This is a genomic window from Luteibacter sp. (genome assembly GCF_035539195.1).
In the GTDB taxonomy this organism is placed as follows: Bacteria; Pseudomonadota; Gammaproteobacteria; order Xanthomonadales; family Rhodanobacteraceae; genus Luteibacter.
Window position 1 is genome coordinate 85,235 of record NZ_DATLIW010000030.1, and the last position, 13,556, is coordinate 98,790.

The 13,556-nt window shown below is 60.6% G+C and carries 10 protein-coding genes; 3 read left to right on the top strand and 7 right to left on the bottom strand.

All coding sequences use genetic code 11. The annotated features are described in order from the left end of the window. The first annotated feature begins 10 nt into the window (after positions 1-10). From VM621_RS10115 to VM621_RS10125, 3 genes are all read left to right on the top strand, one after another. Entirely contained in the window at positions 11-4,429 is a 4,419-nt protein-coding gene (locus VM621_RS10115; protein ID WP_325468844.1) for an RHS repeat-associated core domain-containing protein, read from the top strand. Then, the gene (locus VM621_RS10120) at positions 4,426-5,049 is read left to right on the top strand and encodes a hypothetical protein (protein WP_325468845.1); all 624 of its coding nucleotides are present in this window, start codon (positions 4,426-4,428) and stop codon (positions 5,047-5,049) included. The genes VM621_RS10115 and VM621_RS10120 overlap by 4 nt, the downstream gene beginning before the upstream one ends. Before the next feature lie 956 nt (positions 5,050-6,005). Then, positions 6,006-6,560, top strand: a complete 555-nt coding sequence (locus VM621_RS10125) for a hypothetical protein (protein ID WP_325468846.1) — start codon at positions 6,006-6,008, stop codon at positions 6,558-6,560. On the opposite strand, the gene VM621_RS10130 is transcribed toward VM621_RS10125, so the two are convergent. From VM621_RS10130 to miaB, 7 genes are all read right to left on the bottom strand, one after another. Then, the gene (locus VM621_RS10130; RefSeq protein WP_325468847.1) at positions 6,538-6,981 is read right to left on the bottom strand and encodes an AAA family ATPase; all 444 of its coding nucleotides are present in this window, start codon (positions 6,979-6,981) and stop codon (positions 6,538-6,540) included. The genes VM621_RS10125 and VM621_RS10130 overlap by 23 nt on opposite strands. Positions 6,982-7,064: 83 nt before the next feature. After that, positions 7,065-8,090, bottom strand: a complete 1,026-nt coding sequence (locus VM621_RS10135) for a magnesium and cobalt transport protein CorA (RefSeq protein ID WP_325468848.1) — start codon at positions 8,088-8,090, stop codon at positions 7,065-7,067. Positions 8,091-8,224: 134 nt separating this feature from the next. Further along, positions 8,225-9,433 carry a DUF4105 domain-containing protein gene (locus tag VM621_RS10140; RefSeq protein ID WP_325468849.1) on the bottom strand — a complete coding sequence of 403 codons (1,209 nt, stop codon included), beginning with the start codon at positions 9,431-9,433 and terminating at the stop codon, positions 8,225-8,227. A gap of 46 nt (positions 9,434-9,479) precedes the next feature. Continuing rightward, the gene (locus VM621_RS10145) at positions 9,480-10,349 is read right to left on the bottom strand and encodes an HlyC/CorC family transporter (protein WP_325468850.1); all 870 of its coding nucleotides are present in this window, start codon (positions 10,347-10,349) and stop codon (positions 9,480-9,482) included. Between the two features lie 219 nt (positions 10,350-10,568). Then, on the bottom strand, positions 10,569-11,030 hold the full coding sequence (gene ybeY / locus VM621_RS10150) for an rRNA maturation RNase YbeY (RefSeq protein WP_325468851.1): 462 nt from the start codon (positions 11,028-11,030) through the stop codon (positions 10,569-10,571). Continuing rightward, a complete protein-coding gene (locus VM621_RS10155) occupies positions 11,027-12,004 on the bottom strand; it encodes a PhoH family protein (protein ID WP_325468852.1) in 978 nt (325 codons plus the stop codon). The genes ybeY and VM621_RS10155 overlap by 4 nt, the downstream gene beginning before the upstream one ends. 5 nt (positions 12,005-12,009) lie before the next feature. Continuing rightward, entirely contained in the window at positions 12,010-13,359 is a 1,350-nt protein-coding gene (miaB, locus tag VM621_RS10160; RefSeq protein ID WP_325468853.1) for a tRNA (N6-isopentenyl adenosine(37)-C2)-methylthiotransferase MiaB, read from the bottom strand. Positions 13,360-13,556: the final 197 nt, after the last annotated feature.

Sequence of the window (13,556 nt, forward strand, 5' to 3'; positions counted from 1 at the left end):
CTTACTTTTCTTGGCCTTCGTCGCGGTGTTCAGTCATCACGCCGAGGCTTCTGGAGGTCAGTGCCGCTGGGAGGGAGGGCCCGGTCTGGACGCTTCCTGTCGAACCCAGGACTGTCCGCGGGACGGCGGCACGGCGATCTGCACCCAGGTAGAAATTCAAAAGCCGACTCAGGGCGACAACCCAGAGGGCTACACCTATGGCATGTGCGATGGGAGCCTCTATACCAGCAATGACGTGAAGTGGTGTATTGCTGCCGGCGGAACGCCAGGCACTGGTCCCGATGGTGGAGCTGGCTGTGACAATTTGCCGGAACACGTGCTAGGAGGTATGGGGCAATCGGTCGATGAAGAGTCCCTCACTTACACGATTCCAGACAAGAAGGTGGGCAATCCGACCTGCGACAAGACCAACGTGGTCGACTCAGGGTGGGGTAAGCAGCCAGAGCACGATCCTGGTTGCTGGCCGTTCAATCCCACTTCCATCAATGGCATCAACGTCTCGGATCGGCGAGAAAGAACCTATTCCGGCCACGTGAAAGCAGCTGACGGGACCTGCGGGACCCCTTGGGACTATACGGTCGTCGTTCGACGTGACAGAGCAGTCAAGTGCCCACTCGGGTACAGCACCCGCAATCGGGCCGATGGCGATATTGATTGTATTGTTGACCCGCCGTGCTGCAAGAAGCTTGGCGATCCGGTGCAAGTTGCGAATGGCGCCCGCGTTCAGCGCGAAGAAGACTACCGATTCGGCGACCCGCGCGGCTTACAGCTTACCCGTTACTACTATTCCTTCGGATTCTTCCGGCCTGTTATCCGCGGCGCGTCCGACGTCGCCGGCGTGGATGACTTCTGGCGAAACAGCTACGACATCCGACTTTATCCAGAGGCAAGCGGTAGTGCGGCTCTTGCTACAGTCGTGAGTCCGGATGGGAGTATTACGTCGTTCGACACGACCGGGGCTCCCCTCCAGAACTACGGCGGCGCTGCGGACCGTTTGCGGCATGAGACCGATGGAAGCTGGACGCTAGTCCTGGCGGCGGGCGGTCGGAAGGTGTTCAACGCGGCAGGCCGCGTGACGGCTCTAGTGGATCAGAACGGCCTTCAGACCATCGTGGCCTACGATGGCAACGGAAAACTCGGACTAGTTGAGGACCCGTATGGTCGGCAGATTCTGTTCTCGTACACCGGCGAGCTTCTTTCATCTGCAACGACGCCTGATGGAAAGGTCATTGCGTACGGCTACGATGCGTCCGGTCGGTTGACCTCCGTCACGTATCCCGATGGCGCATCGCGCACCTATAAGTATGAGGATGGTACGTACCGTTTCCTCATGACGGGTCTTGTCGATGAGATGGGTGCCGAAAGCGTTTTCTCATACGATAGTAACGGTAGGGCAACCAAGAATAGTCGCAACGGCGGGAGCTTTGTCGAGAGCTACGCCTATGGTGCAGGAACGACGGCGTATACGGACGCGCTCGGCAAGACGGAGACAATAACCTTCGCTGTCAGCGGCGGCGTCAATCGGCCAACGGCTTCGGCGACCTCGTGCGCAGGCTGCACGAATACCCCGGCTACTGCGACGGCCTTCGATAGCAACGGCAATCGCGTCTCATCACGAGACGCGAATGGAAATCTGACTAGCTACACGTTCGATCTCGCTACGAATCTGGAGACTTCCCGGACTGAGGCACTCAAGAGCGATGGCACGGCAACGACCGCAATGCGATCGGTTTCCACAGTGTGGGATACGGTGCGGCGCAAGCCAGCGACTGTCACGCACAGTGCGGCGGGAGAGCCTGACTGGACTGAGTCGTTTGTCTATGACGCGAACGGCAACATCCTCAAGAGCACGCTGTCCTCCGGAGCGCAATCGCGGTCGACGTCCTATCAGTACGATGCCCAGGGACGGCTGGTCCTAGTGGATGGTCCCCGTACGGACGTGCAGGACCTCACTTCCGTCACGTATTTTCCCAATGATGACGCGTGCACGGGATGCCGCGGTCAACAGGCCTCTGTGACGGATGCGCTGGGGCACGTCACCACTTATGTCGCCTATGACGCCAACGGTCGCTTGACTGAAGAGAAAGACCCCAACGGCATCACCCAGAAAAATGTCTACGATGTGCGAGGTCGCCTCATAGCAACGACTAGCGCCTTTGGTCTCCCCGCCGCGGAAACCGCTGGCTATGCGTACGACCTGGCGGGAAGGATCGCCACCTCGACCGCGCCCGACGGGGCCAAGGCTACTTATGGTTACGACGGTCTGGGCAGGCTCGTGTCGGTGGCCTCGCCCAGCGGCTCAAGGATCGTCACCGTTCGTGACGCGAACGGTAATATCATCGGACAAGATACCTTCGACAAGGATGGCACTCTGCGCTCACGCAGTCGAAGTGTCCTGGATCCGCTTGGTCGGGCGATCGGAACCATCGACGGCTATGGGAATCGCACCAACTACGTCTACGATTCGAACGGAAATCAGGTTTCGTCCATCACTCCGCTAGGCTCGTTGACTCAGGTCCAGTATGACGCGGCGGATCGCGTCATCAGTCAGACTGCGCCGGACGGTGGGAAGACGCTGACGAGTTACGACTCCCGAGATCACGTGGTTGCAGTTGTTGATCCGCTCGGCCACGTCACCAACTACACATACGACGGTTTGGGCAATCGCGTGTCGTTGAGTAGCCCGGATACTGGCCTGACAACGTACGAGTATGATCCTGCAGGCAACGTCAGCGGAACGAACGACGCGCGTGGGGTACACACGACGTACGTTTACGACCCATTGGGGCGCCTCACTTCCTCTCGATTTGGTGTGGGAAGCGCGGATGAGCTTCTGGTCGAGTATGTTTACGACGAAGGGAGTGCCGGGATCGGGCATCTGACGACATCCCGTACGCCAACATCAGTCGTTCACTTCGGGTACGACGCACTCGGGCGGGTCGCTGTCGAGTCCCAGACCAGTGCCTCACTGCCGGCCCGAACGACCTCCTATACGTACCTTGGCGGGCACTTGGCCTCGCTCACTTACCCGAGCGGCCTCATCGTTGCTTATCAGTACGATGGTGATGGCAACATTCTTGCCGTCACCGCAGGTGGTACGTCCGTTGTTGGCAATGCGACCTCCACGCCAACGGGTGCACTGGAGTCCTATACATCGCTTGGCGGCCGTGTCGTCACTCGCAAGCGCGACCTGAACGGCCAGGTCGTATCCGCCACCCTGGATGCGAATGGCTCGGGTCAGAACGGCGCCTTTGCCTATGAGTACGACCTCAATGGACGCCTTACCAAGGCATCAGGTGCAAACACCTATGCTTACCTTTACGATCCGAACGGAAATCGTCTCTCGTTCTCACAGAACGGTGTCACATCTGCGTATCGGTACGATATAGCCTCGAACAAGCTCGTTGCAGTGACGGATAGCACGGGTGCGACTGACGCGTATTCGTATGACCTTCGGGGCAACACGCTCACCCGCGGATCCGACCAGTTTGATTACGACGCCCGCGGGGTCTTGCGGCGCTCTGCAGTTATGTCACCGCTGCAATATGAGGTTGATGGTCTCGGGCGACGTGTCGTGACAAGCGACGGTTCCTCGACGTTGTCTTACGCTTACACCGATGGTTATCGGATGTTGGGGGCGTACTCCCAGCCGTCCGAGGCGAGCGATGAGACCATCTATGTGGGCGACCTTCCGGTGGCCCTCCTAAAGAAGGTCGGTAGCTCGAGCCCGATGATCTATGCAACCCTTACGGATCAATTGGGGACCGTAAGGGAAATCACAGACTCCAATGGTCGCCCTGTCTGGCTCTGGGGAGGCGAGCCCTTCGGCACATCGCTGCCTGATGAGAATCCGTCGGGGCTTGGCCAGTTCACGAATCGATCTCGATTTCCGGGTCAGTACTTCGACGTGGAATCGGAGCTCGCTTACAACATCAATCGTGACTATGAAGCAGCCTCCGGTCGGTACATACAAAGCGACCCCATCGGACTGGACGGAGGAGGCAATACATACATCTATGCAAATGGTTCGCCTTTGATCTTCATGGATCCGGACGGTCGCCTTTGTGTCTACAGTCAAGGTACAGGTAGCCTTCGCTGTACGGATGACAGGACCGGGGCTGAGTATCTGAGCTGCGGCGGGTATGCCGGAACAGGTGATGGCCGAAACAATCCAGATATGGATGGTCAGTCCAATGTCGGACCACTCCCACGAGGAGACTACACGGTGGGGCCGGCGTTTACGCACGCACATGCTGGTCCAAACACTCGCCGTCTGACTCCTCTTCCTGGAACCGACATGCACGGGCGCGATGGCATGCTAATGCATGGTGACAATCCGCGCCACGACGCCTCGAACGGTTGTATCGTTGCTCCCCCGAACTGCAGGAACTCGGTTCCTGCAGGTGAGACATTGAGGGTGGTCAGATGAAAGTTCTCATCCAGCTTTCCATCGCCATCGCAATGCTGGTCGGGTGCGTGAACGTCATGGCCGATGCGCATTCACGTACGTTGTCAAGCGACGTTTTTGCTCTCGGTAGGATCAAGATCGGCGTCACAACAATTGCTGAAGCGCAGGAAATACTGGGCAAGACGGTTTCCTTCAGATCTAGAAAGGTAGACGAGTCACCTGTACAGATATGCTATCTGGCGGAATCGCCTAATGTGCGGTTCTACGTACTCTTTGAGGCGGGGTCGATGGGCGGGTTCAGCAGAATCACGCGATTTAGCATCTCTCGGCAGGCTCCATCACAAAGCTGCGGTTCATTGCGATCGCCGGCGGAGGTCATGTCGTCGGGCAACGGGGTGAAAATTGGTCAGTCGTATCAGGAGTTTTTAAGTAAGTTCTCTGTCAGGTTCACGAGCGTCGGAGACAAGTTGATTTACCGAGCTCAAACTAGTCGCTCTCCCAATGCGGAGGAATTGATTGTTCTCAAGAAGGCATGGCCGGAGGAGAAGGCTTATCGGTTGGAGGTTCTTGTGAACATCAATGCTGACTTTGAGAACGGCTTTCTTTCTAAGTATGAGGTTTCAAGGATCGAGTCGTACTGAGGGAAGACGACACAGATTGACTTTCCCTAGCGCGGCGATGCTTCTTGAAAGCAAACTGAGTAGTCTTCCGGAGGGGCAACGAAAGGCACGCTAGTCTAGCCTCCGAGTTATGCTGACCCTTGAAAACCAGGCGGCCGCAGGCGAGGCGCAACTCATCCAGATGAATCAAAATTTCATGATTTTGAGAGCACGCTACACCAATCATCGAGTTCGAAAATGCTAAGGGCGTTTCTATTTCCTATTTTACTGTCTGTGTCATGCCTGCTCCTGCAGCGGGTCGTTTCGAGATCAAAAGGACCGTCTGACGAAGAGTATCCCGAGTTTCGCTTTTCCAAGGGCCTGCGAATCTTCTGTTGGGTTGGCGTCTTTGCGGTTACGGTGGGGCCCATCGTCCTCACTTGGTCGGATGCGCCAATAAGAACGGTAGATTGGATAGGCTTTGGTGGATTCGCGATTCTTGGATTCGCAGGCTGTGTATATGCAGACAGGTTCGTCCTGAAGTTTTGGGACGATCATCTTTGCTACGGGGCTTTCGTAAGCTCTAGCATCGACTACAAGGACATTGTTTCTGCTGAGATGAGCACTAGCAGTAGTGGCAAGAGATTTTTAGTTATCAAGACTTCAAGAAGGCGAGTCGCAATCTCCGGATATCTCAGTTCGGTGGACGACGCAGCGCAGCTTCTTGAGAGAAAGTTGACGAAAGTTCGAGAATCTAGGTGATAAAGCATTGTGTATGGTATTGGACCGACGTCCCTGCCGCGTCCCAAAGCTGAAGTTCTTCGTCCCACCCTCGGGATTGAATCCCCACGCGGTAGCCCGCCAGTCAATGTTCATCGATGGCACGAGCATCAGCGTTACGCCCGGCATGGCCGTGAGCCTCGATGTGATGACCGGAAAAAGGACGGTGCTCGAGTACTTGCTGGAGCCGGTAAAGGTCCACCTTTCGGAGTCACTTCATGAGAGGTGATCTTTCCCGGCGCTCCGCACGTGCGCTGCCCGTAGAGCGCTGGATACGCATTGCCGCACTGTCTTTCATCGCCATAGCGGCGGTCGCGGCGATTTTCTGCCACGACAACGCTCTCGGGCGATCCTGGGCGCGAAACATCCTGCAAATCGCTTACTTCATCCCGGCAAGGAGATGGGCCCTGCACGCGTCATACGCAGATGAGGCAGCCATCTATTACTTCTTCACCTGGCCGGTCTTGCCGCTAGCTACCGCTTGGGTAATAGCCCGTTTCGCATTTCCACTTCCCGCAGCATTCTCAAATGGCCGCGGCGTCCTGGACGCACTTCGCACCATTATTGCGATACCGGTGCTGGCATTCGTGGGGATCCTCATCCTGCTGGGGAAAAGTGGATCCGATCTTCCTTTCCTGCGGATCGGGACTCACTTCGAACAGCTCATTCTGTTCGGTTGGCTTGGCTTCGCGATGCCCGGAATCTTGTTCGGCCTATGCGGTTTGTATTGTCGAAAAGCGTTTCTAGACATCAAGGGAGTGACACGCAAATGAGTATGCAAGATACGTTCGAACCCCGCGGCGGAAAGCCTGTCGTTGACCGGGTGACTGGCGCAGGTACGTCGGCCACATTAAAGAAGCTTTCGGCCCGAAGGAAGAATCCATCCTTGGCTCGCTTGATGCCTTTGACCAGCGTCAAAGCCTCATGCAAATCCGAGTGCGAACGCCGCGTCCCAAAGTTGAAGTTCTTCGTCCCACCCTCGGGATTGAATCCCCACGCGGTAGCGATCGCCTCCAGCAACGTCGACTTCCCGCTACCGTTCTCCCCAACGATAAAAGTGACCTTGGGATGCAGCCTCAGCGTGCCAAGCTCTTTCACAGCCGGAAGCGAGAACGGATACGTCTCAAACGACGGCACGCGCTCGCGGCGCAGTTTTACGTCGAGCAGGTAGTGTTCTGCATCCAGTGAGTTCATGCGGTAGCTTCCTTGTCGCTCGACCTTATCGCCGATGAATCGGCTCCCACACGAAGCCTATGCGACTTTGGTGGTCCGGCGTCTCAGAACCAGCGATTGCGTTTCAGGGCGATAAAGATGATGCCGACGACGCAGGCGACCAGGCAGGTGATGGCCGGATACGCCCAGGGCTGATTCAACTCCGGCATATGCACGAAGTTCATCCCATACCAGCTTGTAATCAACGTAGGCGCAGCCAACATGGCCGCCCAGCCAGCGAGCTTCTTCATCACCTCGTTCTGCCCGAAGGTGACGAGAGCAAGGTTCACACTGATCGCCGCCCCAAGCATTTCCCGCATCGCGGAAATCGACTCGTTCACACGAAATACGTGATCGTAGATATCGCGGAAATACGCCCGCAGTTCATCGTGAATCAAATGCGGATGCAACCGCGTTAACTGCGCCACGATGTCCTGCAGCGGCACCACGGCCAGGCGTAGCGTCATCAACTCACGCTGCATGTCGTATAGCCGCTTGATGGTCTGTCGGTTGTACGTCTCGGCGAAGATGTCGTTCTCGAGCTCGTGCAGTTCCTGCCGGAAGTCGCGGACGATCGGCAGGAAATTGTCGACGATGAAGTCGAGCACGGAGTAGAGCGCGTAGCTCGGCCCCATGGCGAGCAGCTCGGGCGTCTGCTCGCAGGTGCGACGCGCCGGCGCATACGACAGCGACGCGCCGTGGCGCACGGTGACGAAGTAGCGCTGGCCGACGAAGATCTGCGTTTCACCGAAGGCGATATTGCCGCCGACCAGCTGGGCGGTCTGCGCGACGATGAAGAGGGAGTCGCCGTAGGTTTCGATCTTGGTGCGCTGGTGGGCGAGCTGGGCGTCCTCGATGGCCAGATCGTGCAGGTTGAACTCTTCCTGCAGCTTCAGCAGCAGGGGCTCGTCCGGCTCGTGCAGGCCGACCCAGACGAAGGTGTCGGGTTCCTTGAGGACGTCGCTGATCGCATCGATGGTGATATCGCCGATGCGGCTGCCATCCATGCGGTAGGCAACGCAATTGACGACCATGCCGCCGTTGTTGACGGGCGGAGCGACGGGTTCGGGGAGGATCGATACGGAGGCCATAGGCCGGCATCATGCCGCCGCTCGTGTGACGGGGCAATCGCGGATTCAACATTCGCCGTGGCCGAATGGGCGCCGGGAGTGTCGGCGTATCGTGAAAGCCTGGCCTTCCCGCTACCGAGCTGCCTCTACCGCCCTCAGTCGTGCCTACGGCAGAACGTGGCGAACAACGCCGCCCAGCACGGCAGGGCGAGCAGCAACCACGGGAGGTTCCGCTGTGGAAACGCCGGCCAGAGGTGCAGCAGGAGGGCGATGACACAAGCCGCGAACGAAAGCGCGGTCACGCGCGGTGCGAGCCGGCCGATCTGCCGACCGGCCACGCGCAGCCGCCAGATGCCGGGGATCAGCAGCAAGGCGAACGGCTGGAAGGCCAGCAGGTTGAAGTTGCCCCAGGCGGAACGGTGCAGGGTCAGCGTCCACAGGCCGAGCATGAACAGGCCTGCCAGGCCGGCGAAGACGGCGTACAGCGTACCGGCGGCGACGAAGACGCCACGGGCCAGGCGGTTTCGGGTGAAGGCGGGCAGGGCGAGGGGAACCGCCCAGATCAGCCCCATGATCAACAACGGCCAGCGCAGGTCCGGCGCCTGTTCCGGCGGCGGATCGAGCTTGTTCTGCGCGAGCGTGTCTTCCTGATCGACCAGCGGCCGCGCGTCGGCGCCGTCACCAACGCGTACGTGACGGAGTTCTTCTTCCAGCACCATCGGCAGGAAGGCTTCCTTCCACGCGGTCATCGGCTGGTCGGCATAGGGGCCGAGACCGAGGTCCATGCCCAGCATCAACCAGGCCTGGTTGCTCATCAGCCGGGCCGTCTGCTCGCGGTAGGTCATGCCACCGGCGCGCGTGCGCAGCTGGCGACTGAGTGCGCCACCCAATGCACCATCCAGCGCATCGCGCACGCGCGTGGTGCAGTTATCGGCGTAGTAGTCGTAGTTGTAGCCGGCATTGGCCGGCTGCACGTTCCACAGCAGGAAGCGGCGCAGGCTGTCTTTCTGCTCGTTGTCCAGCGCGAGCCGCTGGCGACGGACGTAACGGCCTTCGCCCGAATAGAAGTCCACGTCCGACTGCGTGGTCTCCGCGTCCATGCGGTAGGCCATGATGCCGCGCGCGAAATTGACGATGAAGCCCTTCTGGTCGAAGTCGAACACGCCGTAGTTGAAGGCGATGGCTTCGCCGCTCACGGTGTCGCGCACTTCCAGCGCGTCGTGGCCGAAGCGCTCCCAGTAGATATCGCCCGGCCCGTACGTCATCAGCGAGATCTCGAGGTTGGCGGCCGGGGCGTCGACGATGCCAGCGCGGGCAACGGGAACGAAACACAGGGCGATCAACAACAGCAGGGCGTAGCGCATCGTGGGGCGTAGTCCTTGCCCGCAGGCATGGCTTGAAGGAAAGGGATCAGGTCCCGTTGTTACCGTTGCCGTTGCTGCTTACACGGGTGACATGGAAGTGCAGCACGCGACGATCGTCGGCTTCGGTGACACGGAAGACGAAGTCGCCCATGGTGATCTCCTCGCCCACGCTCGGCAGGTGGCCGAACTCGGACGTGATCATGCCGCCGATGGTGTCGAATTCCTCGTCGGAGAAATGGGCGCCGGCCACCTCGTTGAAGTCGGCGATCGGGGTCAGAGCGCTCACCGCGAACACGCCATCGTCGAGCTGGGTGGCGAGGACCGGCTCTTCCTCGTCGTCGTGTTCGTCGTCGATCTCGCCGACGATCTGCTCGAGCACATCTTCGATGGTGATCAGGCCGGCGACGCCGCCGTATTCGTCCACCACCAGGGCCATGTGGTTGCGCGTGAGACGGAACTCCGCCAGCAGCACGTTCAGGCGCATGGATTCGGGAATCAGCACGGCCGGGCGGAGCAGGGCGCGCACGTCGCCGCCCTCGCTCAGGCCGAAGTACTTGAGCAGGTCTTTGGCCAGCAGGATGCCAAGGACTTCGTCCTTGTCTTCGCCGTGCACGGGGAAGCGGGAGTGACCGGATTCGACGACGGCGGCCAGGATGTCCGGCAGCGGCGCATCGACGGGCAGGCTGACGATCTGGGCCCGGGGGACCATGACGTCGTCGACGCTTAGTTCGGTGACTTTGATCGCACCCTCGACCATGGTCAGGGTGTCGTTGGAGAGCAGGCCGTTGGCCTGGGCGGTGCGCAGTTCCTCGATCAGTTCGTCGCGGTTGCGTGGCTCGCCGGAAAACATGTGGCCCAGACGGTCCCACCAGGATCGGTGAGTCGGGCCGTTCGTACTGCCAGGGTCCTCGTTCATTACTCTTTGATATTCGGCCCGAATGGGCGGAATAGGGAGTCTAACGGAATTTCCGTGACGGTTCAGAGGATCGGGCAGGGGCATCGCCGCTGAAGCGGCTCCCACAGGAGAAGGCGAGACCTTGTGGGAGCCGATTCATCGGCGATTGGGTACTCGCGATAACCTGGCCCGCTGCCGCGGGATCGCCGCTGAAGCGGCTCCCACAAAGAGCCACAGGAATCAGCTGATATAAGGATCCGAAATGCCCAAACCAGCCAGAACCTTGGTCTCCAAAGCTTCCATCGTCTCGGCGTCGGCCTCGTCGATGTGGTCGTAGCCCAGCAGGTGCAGGGTGCCGTGGACGGTCAGGTGGGCCCAGTGGTCGGCCGGCTTCTTGCCTTGCTCGGCGGCCTCCTTGGCGACCACCGGGGCGCAGATGACCAGGTCGCCGATCAGCGGCAGGTCGACGCCGGGCGGCAGCTCCACGGGGAAGGAGAGCACGTTGGTCGCATAGTCGCGGCCGCGGTACTGCAGGTTCAGCGCCTGGCCTTCCGCGGCATCCACGATCCGCACCGAGACCTCGGTGGCCTTGCGGCGCTTCGCGCCCTTGAGCGCGGCCTCGATCCAGCGGCGGAAGCTGGCCGATGCCGGCACGCCTTTACGCGGCGCGGCATAGCCCACGGCGACGTCCAGCTTGCTCAACGTGCTTCGTCCTTCTGCTCGAAGGCCTCGTAGGCGCGGACGATCTTGGCCACGAGCGGGTGGCGGACCACGTCGCGCGAGGTGAAGAAGGTGAAGCTGATGCCGTCCACCCCGCGCAGCACTTCGATCGCGTGGCGCAGACCGGAACGGATGTTGCGCGGCAGGTCGACCTGGGAGACGTCGCCGGTGATCACCGCGACCGAGCCGAAGCCGATGCGGGTCAGGAACATCTTCATCTGTTCGACGGTGGTGTTCTGGGCTTCGTCGAGGATCACGTAGGAATCGTTGAGCGTGCGGCCACGCATGTAGGCGAGCGGCGCGATCTCGATCACGTTGCGCTCGATCAGCTTGGCTACCTTCTCGAAGCCGACCATCTCGTACAGCGCGTCGTAGAGCGGCCGCAGGTAGGGGTCGATCTTCTGGCTGAGATCGCCGGGCAGGAAGCCGAGCTTTTCGCCGGCCTCGACGGCCGGACGCACCAGCAGCACGCGCTGCACGCGGTTGTTCTCCAGCGCCTCGATGGCGCTGGCCACGGCGAGGTAGGTCTTGCCGGTACCGGCCGGACCGACACCGAAGTTGATGTCGTGGCTGGTGATCGCGTGCAGATAACGGGCCTGGTTCGGGCCGCGGCCCTTGATCACGCCGCGCTTCACCTTGATCACCACCTCCTGCGCCGACTCGGCCGCCTGGTCGGCCAGCGCGTCGATGCCGGATTCGGCCAGGTGCAGGTTGATCACCGCGCCGTTGAGCGTTTCGTTCTCGGCCGCCGCGTACAGGGCACGGAGCACCTTCTCGCCGGCACGCGCCGTAAGCTCGTCGCCGATCACGCGGAAGGTGGCGCCGCGATGGTCGATCTCGACACCCAGGCGTAGCTCGATCTGGCGGATGTGCTCGTCGAGCGGTCCACACAGGTTGGCGAGGCGTACGTTGTCTTCGGGCTCGAGGGAAAAGTCGCGCTGGATAAGCTGGCTCATGGCATTCACGAGGCGAGCGCGACCTCTTCGTCCAGACGGACACGGCCGCGCAGGGAGTTGGACATCGCCTCGGTGATCACCACGTCGACGAACTGGCCGATCATCCGGGCGTGGCCCGGGAAATTCACGTAGCGCATGTTCTCGGTGCGTCCGGTCATTTCGTTGGCGTTCTTGCGGCTGGGTTTCTCGACCAACACGCGCTGCACGCTGCCGACCATGGCCTCGTTGATCTTGCGCGCGTTCTCGTTGATCGCCGCCTGCAGGCGCGTCAGGCGCGCGTGCTTGACCTCCGCCGGTGTGTCGTCGGCGAGGTTGGCGGCCGGCGTGCCGGGGCGGGACGAGAAGATGAAGGAGAAGCTCTGGTCGAAGCCGATGTCGTGGATCAGCTTCATGGTCTTTTCGAAGTCCTCGTCCGTCTCGCCGGGGAAGCCGACGATGAAGTCCGACGACACGCAGATGTCCGGGCGTACGGCGCGCAGCTTGCGGATCTTCTGCTTGAATTCGATCGCGGTGTAGCCGCGCTTCATGGCCGAGAGGATGCGGTCCGAACCCGCCTGCACGGGAAGGTGCAGGTAGTTGGCCAGCTGCGGCACGTTGGCATACGCCTCGATCAGCGAGTCCGAGAACTCCAGCGGATGCGAGGTGGTGAAGCGGATGCGGCCGATGCCTTCGATCTGCGCGATGGCGTGGATCAGCACGGAGAGGTCGGCGGTACCGCCCTCGTGCATGGGGCCGCGGTAGGCGTTGACGTTCTGGCCGAGCAGGTTCACTTCGCGCACGCCTTGCTCGGCGAGCTGGGCCACCTCGACGATGACGTCGTCGAACGGACGGCTGATTTCCTCGCCGCGGGTGTAGGGCACGACACAGTACGAGCAATACTTGGAGCAGCCTTCCATGATCGAGACGAAGGCGGTGGGGCCTTCGGCGCGTGGCTCGGGCAGGCTGTCGAACTTCTCGATTTCCGGGAAGCTGATATCCACCTGCGATTTGCCGCTGGCACGCTGGGCTTCGATCATTTCCGGCAAGCGGTGCAGGGTCTGTGGACCGAACACCAGGTCCACATAGGGCGCGCGCTTGAGGATGGCGTCGCCTTCCTGCGAGGCGACGCAGCCGCCCACGCCGATGAGCACCGGCTTGCCGCCGGCCTTGTGTGCCTTCCAGCGGCCGAGTTGGCTGAAGACTTTTTCCTGGGCCTTTTCGCGGATCGAACAGGTGTTGACCAGGATGACGTCAGCTTCCGCTTCGTCCTGGGTCAGCTCGAGACCGTGCGATGCGCGCAGGACGTCGGCCATCTTGGCCGAGTCGTACTCGTTCATCTGGCAGCCGTGGGTCTTGATGAAAAGCTTGCCGCTCATGGGCCGGGATACCGTGATTCGTGGGGAGTTACCGAACCGCGCAGTTTACGCCGCCACCACCCACCTTGCCACAGGGTTCGGCGGATCAATGGCTTACGTGAAGGACATCACGTTATCGGCTCTTGGCAGGCCGGGGGTGCTCGGGCACACTCGCGCCCATGGTCCACGACGCGACGCCAGGGGAATGCGCCGGCCAT